General features: G+C 50.0%; 18 protein-coding genes and 1 pseudogene. 16 read left to right on the top strand and 3 right to left on the bottom strand.

From position 1 onward, the window contains the following. The first annotated feature begins 34 nt into the window (after window positions 1-34). The 4 genes from speA to QZ331_RS01900 all read left to right on the top strand — a co-directional run bounded on the left by speA (window position 35) and on the right by QZ331_RS01900 (window position 3,849). Window positions 35-1,927 carry a biosynthetic arginine decarboxylase gene (gene speA, locus QZ331_RS01915; RefSeq protein WP_294627552.1) on the top strand — a complete coding sequence of 631 codons (1,893 nt, stop codon included), beginning with the start codon at window positions 35-37 and terminating at the stop codon, window positions 1,925-1,927. Window positions 1,928-2,032: 105 nt separating this feature from the next. Next, window positions 2,033-2,806 (top strand): acetylglutamate kinase, encoded by a 774-nt coding sequence (gene argB / locus QZ331_RS01910; protein ID WP_294627550.1) that lies wholly within the window; start codon window positions 2,033-2,035, stop codon window positions 2,804-2,806. Window positions 2,807-2,867: 61 nt separating this feature from the next. Next, entirely contained in the window at window positions 2,868-3,380 is a 513-nt protein-coding gene (locus tag QZ331_RS01905) for an RNA polymerase sigma factor (protein WP_294627548.1), read from the top strand. Next, window positions 3,370-3,849 carry a hypothetical protein gene (locus QZ331_RS01900; RefSeq protein ID WP_294627546.1) on the top strand — a complete coding sequence of 160 codons (480 nt, stop codon included), beginning with the start codon at window positions 3,370-3,372 and terminating at the stop codon, window positions 3,847-3,849. Before QZ331_RS01905 ends, QZ331_RS01900 begins: the two co-directional genes overlap by 11 nt. Before the next feature lie 173 nt (window positions 3,850-4,022). Here QZ331_RS01900 and QZ331_RS01895 read toward each other — a convergent pair whose 3' ends face one another. Then, the gene (locus tag QZ331_RS01895; RefSeq protein ID WP_294627544.1) at window positions 4,023-4,805 is read right to left on the bottom strand and encodes a head GIN domain-containing protein; all 783 of its coding nucleotides are present in this window, start codon (window positions 4,803-4,805) and stop codon (window positions 4,023-4,025) included. A gap of 445 nt (window positions 4,806-5,250) precedes the next feature. Here QZ331_RS01895 and QZ331_RS01890 point away from each other — a divergent pair, with 445 nt between their 5' ends. After that, a complete protein-coding gene (locus QZ331_RS01890; RefSeq protein ID WP_294627542.1) occupies window positions 5,251-5,952 on the top strand; it encodes a SprT family zinc-dependent metalloprotease in 702 nt (233 codons plus the stop codon). Between the two features lie 41 nt (window positions 5,953-5,993). On the opposite strand, the gene QZ331_RS01885 is transcribed toward QZ331_RS01890, so the two are convergent. Continuing rightward, entirely contained in the window at window positions 5,994-6,389 is a 396-nt protein-coding gene (locus QZ331_RS01885) for a hypothetical protein (protein WP_294627540.1), read from the bottom strand. 172 nt (window positions 6,390-6,561) lie between these two features. Between QZ331_RS01885 and rimP the strand changes: the two genes are divergently transcribed. The 9 genes from rimP (at window position 6,562) to QZ331_RS01840 (ending at window position 17,501) form a co-directional block, all read left to right on the top strand. Next, on the top strand, window positions 6,562-7,029 hold the full coding sequence (rimP, locus tag QZ331_RS01880; RefSeq protein WP_294627538.1) for a ribosome assembly cofactor RimP: 468 nt from the start codon (window positions 6,562-6,564) through the stop codon (window positions 7,027-7,029). Window positions 7,030-7,031: 2 nt separating this feature from the next. Further along, window positions 7,032-8,321 (top strand): transcription termination factor NusA, encoded by a 1,290-nt coding sequence (nusA, locus tag QZ331_RS01875; RefSeq protein ID WP_294627536.1) that lies wholly within the window; start codon window positions 7,032-7,034, stop codon window positions 8,319-8,321. 56 nt (window positions 8,322-8,377) lie between these two features. Beyond that, on the top strand, window positions 8,378-11,461 hold the full coding sequence (gene infB, locus QZ331_RS01870; protein ID WP_294627534.1) for a translation initiation factor IF-2: 3,084 nt from the start codon (window positions 8,378-8,380) through the stop codon (window positions 11,459-11,461). Between the two features lie 111 nt (window positions 11,462-11,572). Beyond that, window positions 11,573-12,103: a CvpA family protein gene (locus QZ331_RS01865; RefSeq protein WP_294627532.1), complete on the top strand. Its 531-nt coding sequence runs from the start codon at window positions 11,573-11,575 to the stop codon at window positions 12,101-12,103. Further along, window positions 12,081-13,535, top strand: coding sequence for a Fe-S cluster assembly protein SufB (gene sufB, locus QZ331_RS01860; protein WP_294627755.1), 1,455 nt, complete (start codon window positions 12,081-12,083; stop codon window positions 13,533-13,535). The genes QZ331_RS01865 and sufB overlap by 23 nt, the downstream gene beginning before the upstream one ends. 17 nt (window positions 13,536-13,552) lie before the next feature. Continuing rightward, window positions 13,553-14,305: a Fe-S cluster assembly ATPase SufC gene (gene sufC / locus QZ331_RS01855; protein WP_294627531.1), complete on the top strand. Its 753-nt coding sequence runs from the start codon at window positions 13,553-13,555 to the stop codon at window positions 14,303-14,305. A 13-nt stretch (window positions 14,306-14,318) separates the two neighbouring features. Then, window positions 14,319-15,662, top strand: a complete 1,344-nt coding sequence (sufD, locus tag QZ331_RS01850; RefSeq protein ID WP_294627529.1) for a Fe-S cluster assembly protein SufD — start codon at window positions 14,319-14,321, stop codon at window positions 15,660-15,662. 33 nt (window positions 15,663-15,695) lie between these two features. Next, the gene (locus QZ331_RS01845) at window positions 15,696-16,907 is read left to right on the top strand and encodes a cysteine desulfurase (protein ID WP_294627527.1); all 1,212 of its coding nucleotides are present in this window, start codon (window positions 15,696-15,698) and stop codon (window positions 16,905-16,907) included. Between the two features lie 270 nt (window positions 16,908-17,177). Next, the gene (locus tag QZ331_RS01840) at window positions 17,178-17,501 is read left to right on the top strand and encodes a heavy metal-binding domain-containing protein (protein ID WP_217937870.1); all 324 of its coding nucleotides are present in this window, start codon (window positions 17,178-17,180) and stop codon (window positions 17,499-17,501) included. Window positions 17,502-17,574: 73 nt separating this feature from the next. On the opposite strand, the gene QZ331_RS01835 is transcribed toward QZ331_RS01840, so the two are convergent. Further along, on the bottom strand, window positions 17,575-19,764 hold the full coding sequence (locus QZ331_RS01835) for an alpha-galactosidase (RefSeq protein ID WP_294627524.1): 2,190 nt from the start codon (window positions 19,762-19,764) through the stop codon (window positions 17,575-17,577). 202 nt (window positions 19,765-19,966) lie between these two features. Between QZ331_RS01835 and QZ331_RS01830 the strand changes: the two genes are divergently transcribed. Further along, window positions 19,967-20,569, top strand: coding sequence for a ribonuclease HII (locus tag QZ331_RS01830; RefSeq protein ID WP_294627522.1), 603 nt, complete (start codon window positions 19,967-19,969; stop codon window positions 20,567-20,569). Window positions 20,570-20,706: 137 nt separating this feature from the next. Next, window positions 20,707-22,208: pseudogene (locus QZ331_RS01825) on the top strand (DUF5723 family protein). Window positions 22,209-22,628 lie beyond the last annotated feature (420 nt).

Below are 22,628 nucleotides of genomic sequence, written 5' to 3'. Positions count from 1 at the left end.
CGATTAATTACTAAAAACACCGAATTACAGAAAAATGAGAAAGTGGCGTATTGAAGATTCTGAGGAACTTTACAACATTACAGGTTGGGGAACCTCGTACTTTGGTATTAATGACAAAGGTCATGTGGTGGTTACACCGCGTAAGAACGGAGTGGCGGTCGACTTGAAAGAGCTGGTCGACGAACTGCAACTGCGTGATGTGGCCTCTCCTATGCTGGTGCGTTTTCCGGATATTTTGGACAACCGTATCGAAAAGATGTCGTCCTGTTTCAAGCAGGCGGCGGAAGAGTATGGTTATAAAGCCCAGAATTTTATCATCTATCCGATTAAGGTCAACCAGATGCGCCCCGTGGTGGAAGAGATTATCAGCCACGGAAAGAAGTTCAACCTCGGCCTCGAAGCCGGTTCCAAACCGGAACTTCATGCGGTTATTGCCGTCAATACCGACTCCGACTCATTGATTGTCTGCAACGGTTATAAGGACGAAAGTTATATCGAACTGGCCCTGCTTGCCCAAAAGATGGGCAAACGCATCTTCCTTGTGGTAGAGAAGATGAATGAGTTGAAACTGATAGCCAAGATGGCGAAGCAACTCAACGTGCAGCCCAACATTGGCATTCGTATCAAGTTGGCTTCTTCCGGTAGCGGCAAGTGGGAGGAATCGGGCGGCGACGCCAGCAAGTTCGGCCTTACCTCCAGCGAGCTTCTCGAAGCACTCGATTTTCTTGAAAGCAAAGGCATGAAAGATTGCCTGAAACTGATTCATTTCCATATCGGCAGCCAGGTGACGAAGATTCGCCGCATTAAGACAGCCTTGCGCGAAGCGTCACAGTTCTACGTACAGCTCCATTCGATGGGATTCAACGTCGAGTTTGTAGATATAGGTGGTGGATTGGGAGTCGACTACGACGGAACCCGCTCCTCCAACAGCGAAGGAAGCGTCAATTATTCCATCCAGGAGTATGTGAACGACTCCATCTCCACGTTGGTAGACGTAAGCGACAAAAACGGTATCCCGCACCCGAACATCATCACCGAAAGCGGACGTGCTCTGACAGCCCACCATTCGGTACTTATCTTTGAAGTGCTCGAAACGGCTACCTTGCCCGAGTGGGACGATGAAGAGGAGATAACTGCCGATGCACACGAACTGGTGCAGGAATTGTACAACATATGGGATTCGCTGAATCAGAATAAGATGCTCGAAGCATGGCACGATGCGCAGCAAATCAGGGAAGAAGCGTTGGACTTGTTCAGCCACGGAATCGTGGATTTGAAAACCCGCGCCCAAATTGAGCGCCTGTACTGGTCTATCACGCGCGAAATCAATCAGATTGCCAACGGACTGAAACACGCACCCGATGAGTTCCGTGGCCTGTCCAAATTGCTGGCAGATAAGTATTTCTGCAACTTCTCGCTCTTTCAGTCGCTTCCCGACTCTTGGGCGATTGACCAGATTTTCCCGATTATGCCTATCCAACGCCTGGACGAGAAGCCCGAACGCTCGGCTACCATGCAGGACATTACGTGCGACTCCGACGGCAAGATTGCAAACTTTATTTCCACACGCAATGTAGCCCATTACCTGCCCGTGCACAGCCTGAAGAAAACAGAGCCTTATTATGTCGCTGTTTTCCTCGTGGGAGCTTATCAGGAGATTTTGGGAGATATGCATAACCTCTTCGGAGACACCAATGCCGTGCACGTTTCAGTGAACGAGAAAGGATACAGCATCGAGCAGATTATCGACGGAGAAACAGTGGCCGAAGTATTGGACTATGTGCAGTATAATCCGAAGAAACTGGTGCGTACGCTCGAAACCTGGGTGACGAAATCGGTGAAGTCGGGTAAGATTTCATTGGAAGAAGGCAAGGAATTCCTGTCCAACTACCGCTCGGGACTTTACGGATATACATACTTAGAATAGAACTTAGATACGGCTTACACGCAATTTGCGGTTTGTTGACCACGTTTCGTGTGTCCGGAAACCGCGAAATTCGTGTAAGCCGTATCTGTATGAAGGATATAAGCAATGAGAGAAAAACTAACAGTTATCAAAGTGGGTGGCAAAATCGTAGAAGAGGACGCCACCCTTCGTCAGTTGTTGAACGACTTTGCAGCCATCGACGGGCGCAAAGTGCTGGTGCACGGCGGCGGCCGTTCGGCTACGAAGATTGCCGCACAATTGGGTATTGAGAGTAAGATGGTAAATGGCCGCCGCATTACGGATGCCGAAACACTGAAAGTAGTGACAATGGTATATGGCGGTTTGGTGAATAAGAACATCGTTGCCGGACTGCAAGCCCGCGGAGTCAACGCTTTGGGACTGACGGGAGCGGATATGAACGTAATCCGTTCGGTGAAACGTCCGGTGAAAGAGGTAGACTACGGCTTCGTCGGAGATGTGGAACAGGTGGATGCTACCTTATTGGCCGATTTGATACGGAAAGGCGTTGTCCCCGTGATGGCACCGCTCACCCACGACGGACAAGGCAATATGCTCAACACCAACGCCGACACCATCGCCGGAGAGACGGCGAAGGCACTCTCGGCCCTGTTTGATGTGACACTGGTCTATTGTTTTGAGAAGAAAGGAGTGCTGCGCGACGAGAACAACGACGACAGTGTGATTCCCCGTATTACCCGTGTCGAATTTGAACAATATGTAGCCGACGGCGTTATTCAAGGTGGCATGATTCCCAAGTTGGAGAACTCTTTCGAAGCAATCAGTGCAGGAGTGTCCGAAGTGATAATTACCTTAGCTTCAGAGCTCAACGGCGACGGGGGAACAAGAATAAAACAATAAATCAAAAAAAAGTGGCGGGTGGTTGTAACTTTTCGTATCCCGGCCCGTCAATATAATAGAGATGCAAGAAATCAGCTTCCGAAACGATATTTTGCCATTGAAGGACAAACTTTACCGACTGGCGCTCAGAATCACCCTCGACAGGGCCGAAGCTGAGGATGTCGTTCAAGATACCATGATAAGAGTGTGGAATAAGCGCGATGAGTGGTCTTTGCTTGAATCGGTCGAAGCCTATTGCCTCACAGTGGCGAAGAACTTGGCGATAGACCGGCGGCAGAAACGGGAAGCTCAGAACGTGGAACTCACCCCCAAAATGGAGGAGGAAGAACCTGATGCGGACAGCCCGTACGAACAGTTGGTTCACGATGAAAGAATAAAGCTCATCAACAGGCTGGTCGACGAACTTCCCGAGAAACAACGGCTTATCATGCAGTTGCGCGACATCGAAGGCGAGAACTACAAAAGGATTGCAGCTTTGCTGAATCTGACGGAGGACCAGGTCAAGGTGAATCTTTTCAGAGCCAGGCAGAAAGTAAGACAAAGGTATTTAGAAATAGAGGAATATGGATTGTAAGGATGTGGAACGGCTCTTGGAGCGATACTGGCAATGCGAGACTTCCGTTGAAGAGGAAGCCGCTTTGCGCAACTTCTTCTTGAAGGAAGAAGTACCGGCTCATTTGCGTCGTTATAAGAACTTGTTTGTTTTTCAACAGCTTCAGCAGGAAGTGGGGTTAGGCGAGGAGTTCGACCGCCGCATTTTGGCTGAGGTGGAAGCTCCGGTAGTGAAGGCAAAGCGCTTGACGTGGACCGCACGTTTGGTTCCTCTCTTCAAAGCAGCCGCCGTTGTTGCAGTCGTCCTTCTTCTGGGCAGTGTGGTGCAACACTCTTTCTCCGCCGACGACCGGAGCGTGTTGGCGGTAGATACCATTGGCAAACAGGTGACGGTGCCGTCGGTGGCAATCTCCAATGAGGTGAAAGCCGACCAGGCTCTTGCCGACAGCCTGGCAGGGATTGACCATAAAGTACAGGTTATGAACGAATAGACATTTTCATTTGCTTTAAATATATCATATAGTTAGAGTGCTTTATTAAAACAACAACGAAAGCGAAACTGTGAAGTTTTCAATTCTCTCAAAAAATTTTTAGATAAAAACTAACTAAATAAATGGGCTACCGCGTGATGCAGTAGCCCTTTTATGTTTCCGGCGGGAACCGGTTACTGTAGTTTCCGTACGTATTTCCGTGGAGCGTCTATTTCCTGCGGATTTCCCCGATAGGCTATGTCGCCGCTTCCCGTCACACGTGCCGACAGGGAGTTGTTGGCATGGCAACGGATATTGCCCGAACCACTGATGCGTGCCGATATACTTTGCGATTTCAGTTTGTCGGCTCCGATGTTTCCCGAGCCTGCAATGTTGAATTGCGCATTGGAGGTCTGCCCGCTCAGGCCGATGTTTCCCACCCCCGCTATCTTGACAATACACTCCTTGCTTTTTATTTGTTGGAGCTCCATCTCTCCACAACCGTTGATGGCGGCGGAAAAATTCCGGCAACTGATTTTCTTGCCTTGAATGTTGCCGGATCCGTTAATCGTGAGCGATATATCATCGGACGTTTGCAGGCCGTTGGCCAGGTGCACGTTTCCCGAACCGTTGATGGTCAGTTTGTTCAGCTCCGGCGAGAAAACCTTCATTTCCAGTTTGCCTTTCCATACGCTGACGTCCTTTTTGTATTTCACGACAAGCGTGCGGCCTTCCACAGCAGTCTCCAGATACGGAATGATGTTGTCGGAACCGTAAATCTCGATGTAATTCCGCGAACTTTGGTGATACGTGATATCGGCGCTGCTTGATAGTTTGATTGCATTGAACTGACCCACTTCCACTTTTTTAGTAACATAGTTGTTGTTGCCTACGATGTGTTTGTTGTGCAGGCGGCATCCTGCGGTGAGTGCCACGAGCAGTCCGGCTGCAAATAAGATGAATAAATTTGTTTTCATGATGTTTCAGTCTCTATGGTGTTATACAAATAAGACGAGCCTGCTTCCTGCAAAGTTGCATCTTCGAAGCGAATTTTAACATCAATTAAATGAGCTCTACATAGCGCTCTATACATCTAATCTTTTTCTTGCGACGGCTTGTCGGTTGCCATGCGACGCTCTACCGGTTTTCTTACTAAAATCTATTCGTCTGACTATAGTGTTTCTTTCGTCTGACTATAGTCAGACGAAAAGGTTACTATAGTCAGACGCAACTTCAACTATAGTCAGACGAATAGATTGTAGCAAGAAAACCGATAGTCCTTAGGCAACGGAGCACGAAACCGTAGGCAATTCGCCGTCAGTTCTTCCCTTGCCGCAGACGGACGTCGTAAAGCGGGCCGGGATTTCTCGGACGGAACCGGCTTTTTTTATTACTTTTGTGCTCATTGTAAAGCTATTTAGGATGAAAGAAGTAATGATGGAAGATGCAGAGTTGGGGCGACTGGTGGTGCGTGTGAATGTGCGTGCCAAAAACTTGGTCTTTCGTACCAAGAGTGATGCGATTTATGTCTCCGTTCCGCCCGGCACGACGATGAAGGCGGTAAGGCAGGCTATTGAGGAGTTGCGCGGCAAGTTGTCGGCTTCCCGCCTCCGTTTGAGCCGCCCGTTGATAGATTTGGATTATCGGATTGATGCGGAGTTTTTCAAACTGTCGCTGATAGCCGGCGAGAAGCGGCAGTTCTTGGCAAATAGCCGGCTGGGCTTTATGCAAATCGTCTGTCCGCCGGCTACCGACTTTGCCGACGAGCATTTGCAGCATTGGCTCCGTAAAGTCATCGGCGAATCGTTGCGGTGGAACGCAAAGCATATCCTGCCGCCCCGCCTGGAGCGTTTGTCAAAGCAAAGCGGACTGGCTTATGCGGAGGTGAAAATAAACGCCAGCCAGGGAAGATGGGGAAGCTGTTCGGCACGCAAAAGCATCAATTTGTCTTATTATCTCCTGTTGCTTCCCGCGCATCTGATTGATTATGTGCTTTTGCACGAATTGTGCCACACTCGCGAAATGAATCATAGCGAGCGCTTCTGGGCGTTGCTCAACCGGCTGACGGAAGGAAAAGCGCTTGCCTTGCGCGAGGAACTGAAGACGTTTCGGACGGAACTGTAAAGGCATCTGATAAAGGTAGCCGCTGCCCGTGTCTCGGTCCGTTATTTGGCCAACTGCTTAATCCCGTCCGCCTCTTTCTCAAACCGGTAAGTTCCTCCTCTTTCGCTGAGGTCGAAAGTCGATACCAGTTCCGTCCAGTTGTCTACAATCAGCAGGGCGCTCTGTTCGGCAAAGCGCGCCACCTCTACGGTATAAGGCTCTTCCTGCATCGCCTTGCTGGCTACAAGGCTGTCGTTGACAAACAGCGAGATGGAGTCGCCGGCAAATCCCTTGACCAGACTGATGGTATAAGTCTCGATAAAGTGACGCTCCTGCTGCTTCTCCCTTTGCAGACGCATACTCATATAGACGAAAATAACCACCACGAAGATGACCGCAAAAGCCAGGATTCCGTTTCCTAACATAAACTGCTTGTTGGTATTGAGACGATGTGCCATAGTGCCTGTTTTTTTAATTACGGTGTAAAGATACGAAGATATGATTGTTAATTCATACTTTTTTTCTTTAATGTTTTGTTGTCGAACATATTATTTATATCTTTGCAAGCGGAAACGGATGAAAGGTGGAGGGGCGATTAAGCTCCTTTTTTTGTTCTTATATAGTTAATAAATGATAGAAAAGAAAACTGTTTGTCAGATTGTAGAAGAGTGGCTCGAAGGTAAAGACTACTTTTTGGTAGAAGTGACCGTAAGCCCGGACGACAAGATTGTGGTCGAAATAGACCATGCAGAAGGGGTTTGGATTGAAGATTGTGTGGAGCTTAGCCGCTACATAGAATCAAGGCTCAACCGCGAAGAGGAAGATTATGAACTGGAAGTAGGGTCGGCCGGCATCGGGCAACCCTTTAAAGTGCTGCAACAGTATTACATTCACATCGGACAAGAAGTGGAAGTGCTGACCAAAGGCGGACAGAAACTCGCCGGCACGCTGAAAAGCGCCGACGAAGAGAAATTCACCGTGTCCGTGCAGAAGAAAGTAAAAATGGAAGGGGAAAAGCGTCCGAAACTGGTAGAAGAGGACGAAACCTTCACTTATGAGCAAATAAAATATACTAAATACTTAATTAGCTTTAAATAGTTATGGCCAAAAAAGAAGAAACAATCAGCTTGATTGATACATTTTCGGAATTTAAGGAACTGAAGAATATCGATAGAACGACGATGGTAAGCGTACTCGAAGAGTCGTTCCGTAGCGTTATCGCGAAAATGTTTGGCACCGATGAAAATTACGACGTAATCGTGAACCCCGACAAGGGCGACTTCGAAATATGGCGTAACCGCGAAGTTGTGGCCGATGAGGATTTGACAAATCCGAATATGCAGATTTCGCTGAGCGAAGCACAGAAAATCGATGCTTCCTACGAAGAGGGCGAAGAGGTGACCGACGAAGTTATCTTTGCCAAATTCGGCCGCCGCGCCATCCTGAATCTTCGCCAGACATTGGCTTCCAAGATTCTCGAACTTGAAAAAGACAGTATTTATAATAAATATATAGATAAGGTAGGTACCATCATCAATGCGGAAGTTTATCAAATCTGGAAAAAGGAAATGTTGCTTCTCGACGATGAAGGAAACGAACTGCTGCTGCCCAAGACCGAACAGATACCGAGCGATTTCTACCGCAAAGGCGAAACGGCACGTGCAGTAGTTGCCCGCGTAGACAACAAGAACAATAATCCGAAGATTATCCTGTCGCGTACTTCTCCCGTTTTCCTCCAACGTCTCTTTGAGATGGAAGTACCCGAAATCAACGATGGACTCATTACCATCAAGAAGATTGCACGCATCCCCGGCGAACGCGCCAAGATTGCAGTGGAATCATACGATGACAGAATCGACCCCGTAGGAGCCTGCGTAGGTGTGAAGGGAAGCCGTATTCATGGCATCGTACGCGAACTTCGCAATGAAAATATCGACGTAATCAACTATACGTCGAACATTTCATTGTTTATACAGCGCGCTCTGAGCCCGGCAAGAGTCTCTTCCATCCGTCTCAACGAGGAAGAGAAGAAGGCGGAAGTGTTCCTCAAACCGGAAGAAGTGTCGCTGGCTATCGGTAAAGGCGGTTTGAACATCAAACTCGCCAGTATGTTGACTGAGTACACTATCGACGTGTTCCGTGAATTGGATGAAAACGTAGGCGATGAAGACATCTATCTCGACGAGTTCAGAGACGAAATCGACGGATGGGTGATTGATGCAATCAAAGCCATCGGCATCGATACGGCGAAGTCCGTATTGAATGCTCCTCGTGAGATGCTGATTGAAAAAACGGACCTGGAAGAAGAGACAGTGGACGAGGTAATACGCATTTTGAAATCGGAGTTTGAAGAAGAACCGGCACAAGCACCGCAACCGGAACAAGAGTAACCCGACGGGTTGCACTTGAGTTTTTCTTCGCTCCATTTATTCATTAAATTTTAAATATGACGATAAGGTTAAACAAAGTTACAAGAGATTTGAATGTAGGCATCGCAACGGTTGTTGAGTTCCTGCAAAAGAAAGGGTATACCGTTGAGGCTAATCCTAATACCAAAATTAGCGAGGAGCAGTACGCTATACTCGTAAAAGAGTTTAGTACGGACAAGAACCTTAGACTTGAATCGGAGCGTTTCATCCAGGAACGTCAGAATAAGGAACGTAATAAGGCATCGGTTTCAATCGAAGGCTTCGAGAAGCAGCCCGAAAAACCGAAGTCGGAAGATGTGATTAAGACAGTCGTCCCCGAGGATGTACGTCCGAAGTTTAAACCTGTCGGAAAAATTGACTTAAATAATTTGAACGGCCGGAAAACCGAGAAGGTCGAAAACGAACCGGAGCCGAAGAAAGAAACGGTTGCAGAACGCCCCGTTGTGAAACCCGAAATAAAGAACGAACCGGAAGTGAAGGTGCAAGAGACGGCAACACCCGCTCAGCCCCAACCGGCTGCGGCGCAGCCCGAAGCTGACAAGCAACCCGCGCCGGCAAAACAGCCTGAGAACGTGAAACAACCGGAGCCTGCTGCCGAAAAGCAACCGGCAGAGGTGGAAAAAGTAGTGGAAGAAGTGATGAAAGAACAGCCGAAGGTAGAAGTAACACCTGTGAAGACGGAAGAACATAATAGAGAAGAAAGTACTGCGAAAGCCACACCGGAAGTACCGGCTGAGAAAGAGGCTTCCAAAAACGATGAAGTATTCAAAATCCGCCAGCCGGAGTTGGGGGCGAAAATCAATGTAATCGGCCAGATAGACTTGGCTGCGTTGAACCAGTCCACCCGTCCTAAGAAGAAATCGAAGGAAGAGAAACGCCGCGAACGCGAGGAGAAGGAGAAAATCCGCCAGGACCAGAAGAAACAGATGAAAGAAGCCATCATCAAGGAGATTCGCCGGGATGACTCCAAACAGCAGAAAGGCGGAGCGAAAGAGAACACCGATGCTGCTGCCAATAAGAAGAAACGCAACCGCATCAACAAGGAGAAGGTGGACGTGAACAACGTGGCCTCTTCCGGTTTCGCACGCCCCAACGGACAAGGCAAAGGCGGCAACGGCGGAAACAACGGCGGCGGAAACAATAACAATCGCAGAAACAACAACAAAGACCGCTTCAAGAAGCCGGTTATCAAGCAGGAGGTGAGCGAGGAAGACGTAGCTAAGCAGGTAAAGGAAACACTTGCACGCCTCACAACCAAAGGCAAGAACAAAGCCTCCAAATACCGTAAGGAAAAACGCGAAATGGTATCCAACCGTATGCAGGAACTGGAAGATCAGGAAATGGCAGAAAGCAAGATATTGAAACTGACCGAATTCGTAACCGCCAACGAGCTGGCTACGATGATGGACATCTCTGTCAACCAGGTTATCGCCACTTGTATGAGCATCGGTATCATGGTGTCCATCAACCAGCGTCTCGACGCGGAAACCATTAATCTGGTAGCCGAGGAGTTCGGATTCAAGACCGAATACGTAAGTGCGGAAGTGGCACAGGCCATTGTTGAGGAAGAAGACGCGCCGGAAGACTTGCTGCCGCGTGCTCCGATTGTAACGGTGATGGGTCACGTCGACCACGGTAAGACATCGTTGCTCGACTACATCCGCAAGGCAAACGTGATTGCCGGTGAAGCGGGTGGTATCACACAGCACATCGGTGCATACAATGTGAAACTGGAAGACGGCCGTCGCATCACGTTCCTCGATACTCCGGGTCACGAAGCGTTTACCGCCATGCGTGCCCGTGGTGCGAAGGTAACCGATATTGCCATCATTATCGTTGCTGCCGACGACAATGTGATGCCGCAGACGAAGGAGGCTATCAACCATGCGGTGGCGGCAGGCGTACCCATCGTCTTTGCCATCAATAAGGTGGATAAGCCGACTGCAAATCCCGATAAGATAAAAGAAGAACTGGCTGCCATGAATTACCTCGTCGAAGAATGGGGCGGCAAGTACCAGTCGCAAGATATTTCGGCCAAGAAAGGTATGGGCGTAGAAGATTTGCTGGAAAAGGTATTGCTCGAAGCCGAAATGCTTGAGCTGAAGGCAAACCCCAACCGCAACGCTACGGGTTCCATCATCGAGTCTTCATTGGATAAGGGCCGCGGATATGTAGCTACCGTACTGGTATCCAACGGTACTTTGAAGGTGGGCGACATCGTGCTGGCAGGCACAAGCTACGGACGTGTGAAGGCGATGTTCAACGAACGCAACCAGCGCATCAAGGAAGCCGGCCCTGCCGAACCTGCCTTGATTCTCGGACTGAACGGCGCTCCTGCCGCCGGCGATACATTCCACGTGGTGGAAACAGACCAGGAAGCCCGCGAAATCACCAACAAACGCGAACAGTTGGCACGCGAGCAAGGCTTGCGTACGCAGAAAATCCTTACTTTGGACGAGCTGGGACGCCGTATCGCTTTGGGCAACTTCCAGGAATTGAACGTCATCGTCAAGGGTGATGTGGACGGCTCTGTCGAAGCGTTGAGCGACTCGCTGATTAAGCTCTCTACCGAACAAATCCAGGTAAATGTAATCCATAAGGGCGTGGGAGCCATCTCCGAATCGGATGTCTCTTTGGCTGCCGCTTCGGATGCGATTATCGTCGGATTCCAGGTACGTCCTTCGGGTGCTGCTGCCAAGATGGCCGAACAGGAAGGTGTCGATATCCGCAAGTACTCTGTCATCTACGACGCAATCGAAGAGGTGAAGTCTGCTATGGAAGGAATGCTGGCGCCGGAAGTGAAAGAGCAGGTGACTGCCACCATCGAAATCCGCGAAGTGTTCAACATCACGAAGGTGGGACTTGTCGCCGGTGCGATGGTGAAGACTGGAAAGGTGAAACGCAGCGACAAGGCTCGTCTCATCCGCGATGGCATCGTTATCTTCACCGGAAACATCAATGCTTTGAAACGCTTCAAGGACGATGTGAAGGAAGTAGGTACAAACTTCGAGTGCGGTATCAGTCTGGTGAACTGCAACGACATGAAGATAGGCGATATCATTGAGACATTCGAAGAGATTGAAGTAAAACAGACATTGTAATAAGCAGTGCTGAATCGATATCAGGCACGGATTACGCGGATTTCACGGTTCTTTAATAAATCCGTGAGTACGTGAAATCCGTGCCTGAATTGTATAATAAAGCAAAATCATATGGCAACAATCGACATCATCATCCTTATTGTTATAGGTGCAGGGGCGATAGCGGGTTTCATCAAAGGCTTCCTTCGCCAGTTGGCTTCTATCTTGGGACTGATAGCCGGGCTGGTGGCGGCGAAAACCCTGTATGCCTCTTTGGCGACGAAACTTTGCCCCACACTAACCGATTCGATGACCGTTGCGCAGATATTGGCTTTTGTGATGATTTGGATTGCCGTTCCGCTGATTTTCGTGCTGGCTGCTTCGCTGCTCACAAAGGCAATGGAAGCCATCTCGCTCAACTGGCTGAACCGTTGGCTGGGAAGCGGGCTCGGAGCACTCAAATACCTGCTGCTGACAAGTGTGGTGATTGGTGCAATCGAGTTTGTCGATAGCGATAATAAGTTAATCGGTGCAACAAAAAAGGAGGAATCTTTGTTATATTATCCGATGGAAACGTTTGCGGGGATATTTTTCCCTGTCGCAAAGAATATGACGCAACAATATATATTAGAGAATGAAGATGCAACAAGAAGAACCCAATAAATATGTCAAGGAACTGACGCAGGAGAAGTACAAATACGGCTTCACCACGGAGGTGCATACCGACATCATTGAGCGCGGGCTCAATGAAGATGTGATTCGTTTGATTTCATCGAAAAAGAACGAACCCGAGTGGCTGTTGGAGTTCCGCCTGAAAGCGTACCGCCATTGGCTGACGCTGGAGATGCCTGCCTGGGCACATCTCCGTATTCCTGAAATTGATTACCAGGCCATTTCCTACTATGCCGACCCGACAAAGAAGAAAGAGGGACCCAAGAGCATGGAGGAGGTAGACCCCGAACTGATAAAAACCTTCAATAAGTTAGGAATTCCTTTGGAAGAGCAGATGGCACTTAGCGGAATGGCGGTGGATGCCGTGATGGACTCCGTTTCCGTAAAGACCACCTTCAAGGAGACACTGATGGAGAAGGGAATCATTTTCTGTTCGTTCAGCGAAGCTGTGCGCGAACACCCCGATTTGGTGAAGAAGTACATGGGTTCGGTAGTGGGTTACCGCGACAATTTCTTCGCCGCACTGAACTCCGCCGTGTTCTCCGACGGCTCCTTCGTATATATCCCGAAAGGCGTGCGCTGCCCGATGGAACTTTCCACCTATTTCCGTATCAACGCCCGCAACACGGGACAGTTTGAGCGTACGCTCATCGTAGCGGACGACGACTCTTATGTCTCTTACCTCGAGGGATGTACGGCACCGATGCGTGACGAAAACCAATTGCACGCCGCTATTGTGGAAATCGTGGTGCACGACCGTGCCGAAGTGAAATACAGTACCGTTCAGAACTGGTATCCGGGAGATGCCGAGGGCAAGGGCGGTGTGTACAACTTTGTAACGAAGCGCGGCAACTGCAAGGGAGTGGACAGCAAACTGTCGTGGACGCAAGTGGAAACCGGTTCGGCAATCACTTGGAAGTATCCTTCCTGCATCCTGACGGGAGACAATTCCACAGCAGAGTTCTATTCCGTAGCTGTGACAAACAACTATCAGCAGGCAGACACCGGTACGAAGATGATTCATCTGGGCAAGAACACCCGCAGCACCATTGTGAGCAAGGGTATCTCTGCCGGACATAGCGAGAACTCTTATCGCGGCTTGGTGCGTGTGGCCGAGAAAGCGGACAACGCCCGCAACTATAGCCAGTGCGACTCTCTCTTGTTGGGGGATAAATGTGGCGCGCATACATTCCCCTATATGGACATTCACAACGAGACGGCCGTAGTGGAGCACGAAGCGACGACAAGCAAAATCAGCGAAGACCAGATATTCTACTGCAACCAGCGCGGTATTCCCACAGAGGATGCCATCGGACTGATTGTGAACGGATATGCGAAAGAAGTATTGAATAAACTTCCGATGGAATTTGCGGTGGAAGCGCAGAAGCTACTCTCTATTTCGTTGGAAGGAAGCGTAGGATAAATTAAAAATTGAGAATTATGTTAGAAATAAAAGACCTGTATGCCAGCATCAATGGCAAAGAGATATTGAAAGGTATCAACCTGACGGTGAAGCCGGGCGAAGTACACGCAATCATGGGGCCGAACGGTTCCGGCAAGAGTACGCTTTCTTCCGTCCTGGTAGGTAATCCGGCTTTCGAGGTAACGAAAGGTTCGGTCACTTTTTATGGAAAGAATCTGTTGGAACTCACTCCCGAAGACCGCAGTCACGAAGGAATCTTCCTTAGTTTCCAGTATCCGGTGGAAATTCCGGGCGTGAGTATGGTCAACTTTATGCGTGCTGCTGTCAATGAGCAACGCAAATACAAAGGCTTGCCCGCACTGACCGCCAGCGAATTCCTCAAGCTGATGCGTGAGAAACGTGCCGTTGTCGAACTGGATAACAAACTGGCTAACCGCTCGGTGAATGAAGGTTTCTCCGGTGGCGAGAAGAAACGGAACGAGATTTTTCAGATGGCGATGCTCGAACCCCGTTTGAGCATTCTTGACGAGACAGACTCCGGGCTCGATATCGACGCACTCCGCATCGTGGCGGAAGGGGTGAACAAACTGAAAACGCCCGATACAAGCACCATTGTCATCACTCACTACCAACGTTTGCTCGACTATATCAAACCCGATATCGTGCACGTGCTTTATAAAGGCCGCATCGTGAAAACAGCCGGTCCGGAGCTTGCTTTGGAATTGGAAGAGAAGGGATACGATTGGATTAAGAAAGAAGTAGGCGAATAACAAAACAGAAACTATGATAGCTGAACAACAATATATCGAACTTTTCTCGCAGACGGAAGCCATGATTTGCAAGCATAGTGCCGAGGTGCTGAATGCCCCTCGTGCGGCTGCCTTTGCCGATTTTGAGCGACTCGGATTCCCGACCCGTAAGACGGAGAAGTACAAATATACGGATGTGAGCAAGTATTTCGAACCCGATTTCGGGCTCAACCTGAACCGGCTCGCTATTCCGGTCAATCCTTATGAAGTGTTTAAGTGCGACGTCCCGAATATGAGCACGGCTCTTTATTTCGTGGTCAACGATGCATTCTACAATAAGGCACTTCCTAAAGCCCATCTGCCCGAAGGCGTTATTTTCGGTAGCTTGAAAGAGGTGGCGGTGCAGCATCCCGAACTGGTGAAGAAGTATTACGGCAAATTGGCGGACACGTCCAAAGATGGCGTGACGGCTTTCAACACCGCTTTTGCACAAGATGGCGTTATCTTCTACGTGCCGAAGAACGTAGTTGTGGAAAAGCCTGTGCAGTTGGTGAATGTCCTGCGTGCGGACGTCAACTTTATGGTCAACCGCCGCGTGCTGGTCATTCTGGAAGAGGGTGCGCAGGCACGTCTGCTCATTTGCGACCATGCGATGGACAATGTAAACTTTCTTGCCACGCAGGTGATTGAAGTCTTTGCCGGAGAGAACTCCGTATTCGATATGTACGAGCTGGAGGAAACGCATACAAGCACCGTCCGCATCAGCAACCTGTATGTGAAGCAGGCGGCAGGTAGCAACGTGCTGCTGAACGGTATGACGTTGCACAACGGTACTACCCGCAACACCACCGAAGTTTTGCTGGCGGGCGAAGGTGCCGAGATAAACCTCTGCGGTATGGCCATTGCCGACAAGAACCAGCACATCGACAATCATACAAGCATCGACCACGCCGTGCCGAACTGTACCAGCAACGAGCTCTTCAAATACGTGCTCGACGACCAGGCGGTCGGTGCGTTTGCCGGATTGGTATTGGTGCGTCCCGATGCCCAGCATACGACTTCCCAGCAGACCAACCGCAATCTTTGCGCCACACGCGAAGCACGTATGTACACACAACCCCAGTTGGAAATCTATGCCGATGATGTGAAATGTTCGCACGGGGCGACCGTGGGACAGTTGGACGAGAACGCCCTGTTCTATATGCGTGCACGCGGAATCGCAGAGAAAGAAGCCCGTCTGCTGCTGATGTTCGCCTTTGTCAATGAGGTCATCGATACCATTCGTATGGATGCGCTGAAAGACCGTCTCCACCTGTTGGTAGAGAAACGTTTCCGTGGCGAACTGAACAGATGCCAGGGATGTGCGATTTGTAAATGATAGTCATTAAACTACTACTAATAACTGATAAACGTGGATATTCAAAAGATACGTGAAGACTTTCCCATCCTGGGGCGTACGGTTTACGGCAAGCCTTTGGTTTATTTCGACAACGGTGCGACGACGCAGAAACCACGTCTGGTAGTCGATGCGCTGGTAGACGAGTATTATTCCGTCAATGCCAATGTGCACCGTGGGGTACATTACCTCTCCCAGCAGGCCACGGAACTGCATGAGGCTTCCCGCGAAACGGTGCGTCGGTTTATTAACGCCCGCACGGCAAATGAAGTCGTTTTCACCCGTGGCACGACGGAAAGCATCAACCTGCTTGTTTCCAGTTTCGGCGACGGGTTTATGGAAGAAGGCGACGAAGTCATCCTCTCGGTGATGGAGCACCACAGCAACATCGTCCCCTGGCAACTGTTGGCAGCCCGTAAGGGAATCGCCATCAAGGTGATTCCGATGAACGATAACGGCGAACTGCTGCTGGACGAATACGAGAAGCTCTTCTCCGAACGCACGAAGATTGTCAGCATCGTACAGGTTTCCAATGTCTTGGGTACGGTAAATCCTGTGAAGGAGATGATTGCCACCGCCCATGCTCACGGTGTTCCTTGCCTGATTGACGCCGCCCAATCCATTCCTCACATGAAAGTGGACGTGCAGGATTTGGATGCCGACTTCCTCGTATTCTCTGCCCATAAGGTCTACGGCCCCACCGGTGTCGGCGTGCTTTACGGAAAGGAAGAGTGGCTGGACCGCCTGCCGCCTTATCAGGGTGGCGGAGAGATGATTCAGCACGTCTCTTTCGAGAAGACCACCTTCAACGAACTGCCCTTCAAGTTTGAAGCCGGCACGCCCGATTACATAGGTACCACCGGACTGGCAAAAGCGCTCGACTATGTGAACGGTATAGGTATGGAGCAGATTGCGCAGCACGAGCACGAACTGACCGCTTATGCGCTGCAACGTCTGAAAGAGATTTCCCGTATGCGCATCTTCGGCGAAGCTGCCGACAGGGGAGCGGTTATCTCTTTTCTGGTAGGTGATATCCATCACTTCGACATGGGCACTCTGCTCGACCGTTTGGGGATTGCCGTACGTACGGGACATCATTGCGCGCAACCTCTGATGCAGCGTTTGGGCATTGAAGGAACCGTCAGAGCCTCGTTTGCCATGTATAATACGAAATCGGAAGTTGATGCATTAGTGTCGGGAATCGAACGCGTCAGCCGTATGTTTTAAGATATAAATCGCTGCTCCTGTGAGGAATGGCGATTTTTTTTTTCTTTAACTAAAAAAGATGCCTTCAAGTGCAGTGATTTGAAGTTTCAAGCGTCTAATAGTAGAAAAAGGAATATTCGGAGAGTCGTGAGACTATGCTTATATTATAAATTCTCTCTCTTTAACATTAATGGCAGCTATATCGTAAAAAGTTACGGTATAGCTGCAACTTTTTAGGGGTGTTCCCCGTCTTAATAGATAAGCGAATAAATTAAAAAAGAGAAAAAGGCCATGTTAGTAACGACAACTCCCATTATTGAAGGAAAACGAATAGTGAAGTATTATGGAATCGTTTCCGGCGAGACAATCATAGGTGCCAACGTATTCCGTGACTTGTTTGCAAGTATCCGTGACATTGTAGGCGGACGTTCCGGTTCTTATGAAGAAGTGCTGCGTACGGCGAAAGATACCGCTTTGAAAGAAATGCAGACACAGGCAGCCCAACTGGGAGCTAATGCCGTGATAGGTGTTGATTTGGACTACGAGACAGTAGGAGGTAGTGGCAGTATGCTGATGGTGACTGCCAACGGTACAGCCGTAAAGATTGAGGATTAACTGATTATTATTGTGTGAAAAGAAAGGGGAAACGCCGTTAAACGGTGAATCCCCTTTTCTGTTTTCGTTTCTTTTATTCTGCAGTCAGCTCAATCACACGACTGAAAGTCCGGTTGGCAGTGAAAGCATGGATGCCTACCTTCATCAGATAGTCGCCGGAATAAGTTTTCTCGTTGGCGTCCAAATCAGACTTCTTGTTCGGCATCAGATTGATTTCTTTTACTTTATACATCTTCTTTGCATCCAATCCCTGTAGCGTTACCGGCAGCAGGTTTTCAGCATAACGCGGATGGATGTCGTACGTGTAAAGTACCGCCTTGTTCTTGTCGGGAGCTGCGTACATCACAGCCATGTGATTGCCGTCGTAGGGAGAAACCAGCCTGTACTGGTCGCCGTCGAGGATTACCTTTTTCAGCCGCGTCCAGTTGGCAACCGCACTTTGGCAGTAAGCCAGTTCGTTGGCGTTCAGCTCTTTCAGTCCGAGGTCGAAGCCGAGTTTGCACATACTGGCTACGTCGGTACGGAATTTCACGCTTGTCCGTTTGTTCCAGCTCGTCACGTGGGCCGCCATCGCTTTCACGGGGAATATTTGCGAGAATCCCCATTGGATGTACAGGCGTTCGATGGGGTCGGTGTTGTCGCTGCACCAGAATTCGGTGAAGTATTTCAGCGCTTCGTAGTCGCAGCGTGCGCCGCCGCCGGAGCAGAGCATCATCGGCGTGTTGGGATACTTCTCTTTGACGCGTTTCAATACATTATATATACCGCGCACGTGGTCGATGTACAGTTGTCCCTGCTTGTTTTTCAGGTAAGGCGAATAGATATTGGTGATGGGCGAGTTGCAGTCCCATTTGAAGTAAGCCACTTCCGGGTTTTCGGTCAGAATGTTGTCCACCACGCCGAAAACGAAATCCTGCACCTTCGGGTTGCTGAGGTCGAGCACTAGTTGGTTGCGGTAGTAGTACGTTTCGCGGTTGGGCAGGGTGATGGCCCAGTCGGGATGCTTTTCGAAGAGTTCGCTTCGCGGGTTCACCATTTCCGGTTCAATCCAGATACCGAACTTCACGCCCGCCTCTTTGGCAGCGTCGACAAGGGCAGGGATGCCGCCGGGCAGTTTGGACTTCATAGCTTCCCAGTCTCCCAGTCCGGCGTTGTCGCTGTTGCGCGGGTGCTTGTTGCCAAACCATCCGTCGTCCAGCAGGAACATATCCACGCCGAGGGCTTTGGCCTCCTTCATCAGTTGGGCGAGGAGTTGCTGGTCGAATTTGAAGTACGTGTTTTCCCAGTTGTTGAGCAGAGAGAGGCGGTCGCCCTGTCCGTCTTTCAGTTGGTGGTTGCGTGCCCAGTCGTGGAAGTTGCGGCTGGCTTCGCCCGTGCCGTTGTTGCTGAAGGTGAACATGAATTCGGGGGTAGAGAATACCTCGTCCGCCTTCAGTTCGTAGGTCGATGCATAGGGGTTGATGGCAGGGATGACGCGCAGGTTGCCCACGTTGTCCACTTCAAACGTAAACTGGAAGTTGCCCGTCCATCCGACGGTGCCCAACATCACCCGGCCTTGCGTCTCCTGCACTGGCTGTCCCAGTCCGAGTTCGAAGAACGGGTGCGTGTGCATGGCGGCGCGGCTGCCCAACTTCGTGTCAATCACTTTCTTGCCGAACCGCAACTGCTGACTGCTCATTTGCGCCTCTTTTGCCCAGTCGCTGCTGAATTCGGTGAGGAAATAGTCGGAAGCGGAGAAATACAGCATCGTCGAAGCATAGCGCCACAGCGCCACGGGCTTCTTCTCGTTGTGCCTGATTTCGCTCCATGTCTTGATGACGTTCTCTTTCGGATAAGCGATGTAGTGCAGCGTCACCTCTACCGGATACTTGTCGTCTTTGAGGTTGATGACCGTTTCCGTTCCGCCTGCCACGTCTTTCTGTTCCGACGATACGTAGCGCAGAATCGTGCACGGGTTGCCGTCGCTGTGGGTGATGGCCACTGCCGGTTCAAAATAATCCTCCGCGCCCGAGCCCGGATACACTTCCCAGCCGCGTGTGGAAACGCTGCCGTCGCTGCCCCCTTTCACATAGGGCGAAAAGAACCGGATGTCTTGCTCGTTCAGCAGTCTGTCGCCCAAGTAGGCCTGGTAGAGCCTGCCGTTGGGGGCTACTTGTAGAATTAAGTCAGTGTTGTCCGTGCTGATGCGGATAACGTTCTTTTCCTGGGCGTTTGCCTGCACCAGTGTCAACAAAGCCGCTAACAGTAGAAAAAGTTTCTTCATAATTGTTTCAATAAATAAAGGTGTTTAATTTACGGGTTTTTAAGAAGCCCAAAGATACGGATAATTTGCCGGAAATCTCTCGCCTCGTTGCCCAAATGCCACTAATTTTTAGGGTGATACCTCCAAAAAAGCCGCCGTTCTTGGGGATTCGGGCGAGAATCCATATCTTTGCGGGCGTATAAAAAGCCAATCGTAACGCCCCATGTTATTACCCTATCTCCATGAAAGCCTGATTGAAGCCGGCTGCGACGAAGCAGGACGCGGCTGCCTGGCAGGAGCGGTATTTGCCGCCGCCGTGATTCTCCCGAAAGACTTCAGGAACGACCTGCTGAACGACTCGAAGCAACTGACCGAAAAACAACGCTACGCCTTGCGCGAGGTCATCGAAAAGGAAGCGACCGCCTGGGCGGTGGGTATCGTTTCGCCCGCAGAGATAGACGAGATAAACATCCTGCGTGCCTCTTTCCTGGCGATGCACCGTGCCGTCGACCGGCTTTCCGTGCGCCCGCAACATCTGCTCATCGACGGAAACCGCTTCCAGCCCTATCCCGACACTCCACATACCACCGTGGTGAAAGGCGACGGAAAATACCTCTCGATAGCCGCCGCATCCATCCTGGCAAAGACTTACAGAGACGACTACATGAACCGCCTGCACCAAGAGTTCCCCGTTTACGACTGGGACCGCAACAAAGGCTACCCCACCAAAAAACACCGTGCCGCCATTGCCTGCCACGGCACTACGCCCTATCACCGTCTGACGTTCAACCTGCTTGGCGACGGCCAGCTCGCGCTCGACTTCTGACCGCGCCGCCCTCGCCTGTTTCGCATTTGTTAGCCTGATAGCCCCTCTAAAGCAAAAAAGTGTTATCGTTTTTTTCTTTTTGTTATCGAAATGGCGTATCTTTGCCGCCGGTAATAAGAATTAAAAAGTTTAAAATCATGGTGACAAACAAGCTATTAGGCTCCTTAAAATCAGTTGGGGTATTTTCTCTCATGTTATTTTGCGCTTTTTCCGCAAATGCACAGTTTTTGCGTACTTCTTATTTCATGGAAGGCACGCACTATCGTCAGCAGTTGAATCCGGCATTGACGCCCGAACGCGGTTACGTCAACATTCCGGTGATTGGCTCGCTCAATGCAACCGTCAGTTCCACTTCGCTGGGCTATCAGGACATCATCGACATCATCGACAATGGCGACGATTTCTACACCAAGCCCGATTTCATGAACCGCTTGAAAGATAAGAATAAACTGAATGTCAACTTCGGCACGGAGATTCTGTCGGCAGGATGGTACAAAGGCAAGAACTTCTGGTCGGTGAATGTGGGGCTGCGTGCCGACATCGGCGCCACTGTCTCTAAAAGCCTGTTCCAGTTCCTCAACGAAGTAGACGGAATGACCGAATGGCAGAATCAACGCTTCAACATTGGCGGCCAGGAAGTAGATGTACAAACCTATACGGAAATAGGAGTGGGCTTTGCCCGCCGGCTCACCGACCGTCTGTCGGTAGGTGCCAAAGTAAAAGGCTTGTTGGGCATAGGCAATATGAACCTGAAAGTTCGCCAGGGTTACCTCAATGCAATGCTCCCTTCCGAAACACGCATCAACGAGATTTCTAATACACAGTTGGGGGCAACTGGGAGAGCCAGATTGCCGCTTTGAAAAGTGAGATAAACGGCTACAACGCCGACCTGCAGGTAGACGCCACTTTGGAAAGCTCTTTCAAAGGCTTGGAACTGCTTGAAAACGAAAACGGCTACGTCGACGAGATGGACTTCGACGCCGGCAAACTCGGCGTGGCAGGCTGGGGACTCGGCATCGACTTGGGTGCGTCCTACAAAGTGATGGACAACTTCACGGTATCGGCTTCCGTTTTGGACTTGGGCTTCCTCACCTGGTCGAAGAACAGCACTCAGATAGCCACTACCAACAGAAACATCGCCATGAAGGGTGCCGACTATGTGAAAAGACTCGAAGCTGCCACCACTTTGGACCAAGCACAACAAGCACTGAATGACTTTGGTACGGAATCGCAAGACTTCTTGAACCGTGCGGGCGGTGGCGATGTGCTCGATTTCGAGATGTTGCAGATGACCGCCGAGCAGGCAGACAAATCCCGCAAATCGAGCCTTGCGGCTACCGTAGTGGTAGGCGCCGAATACGGATTCCTCGACAACAAGCTGACCGTCGGCGCATTGTCTACCACCCGTTTCGTACAGCCAAATACCCTTACCGAACTGACATTCTCTGCCAACTACCGTCCGAAGGACTGGTGCGACGTGGCGTTGAGCTACTCCGTTATCCAGTCGGCAGGTAAGTCCTTCGGTCTGGCTCTGCGGTTGGGCCCCGTATTCCTCGGCACCGACTATATGTTCTTGGGAAAGAACTCCAACGCCGTGAGCGGATTCGTAGGAGTTTCGGTTCCGTTGAGTAAAAGATAACAAGAAAAAAAAGGAGGCGGAATATCCTCCGCAAGATAAGGCAAGAGCCGTATCATCACTCGCAACGGGTGACGATGCGGCTCTTTTGTTTATAAGGATAAGAGTCCGCCGGTATATCTTTCCTTCCCATTGCCTGTCGGAAGATGATTCGGTAGTGATATTTATTGCGTTTCACTACAGTTTCCTTTGCGGAACACTATAGTGGAACGAACGGAACACTATAGTTGTCCTTGCGTTCCACTATAGTGTTCCGCAAAAACAGTAGCACGAAAATCCCATCTCCTTAGTTTGCGAATCCAAAAACCGCAGCAAGAGCATCTAAATTCTATTGAATACCTTATAAATACAGAAATTACCGGATTCTGCCCGAAAAGAATATTTGGAGAGTATTTTTACATTGGGTCTTTCTCTTGGTAAGAG

Source organism: uncultured Bacteroides sp. (assembly GCF_910586915.1).
Classification (GTDB): Bacteria; Bacteroidota; Bacteroidia; order Bacteroidales; family Bacteroidaceae; genus Bacteroides.
This window is presented reverse-complemented; position numbering and strand designations above follow the sequence as displayed.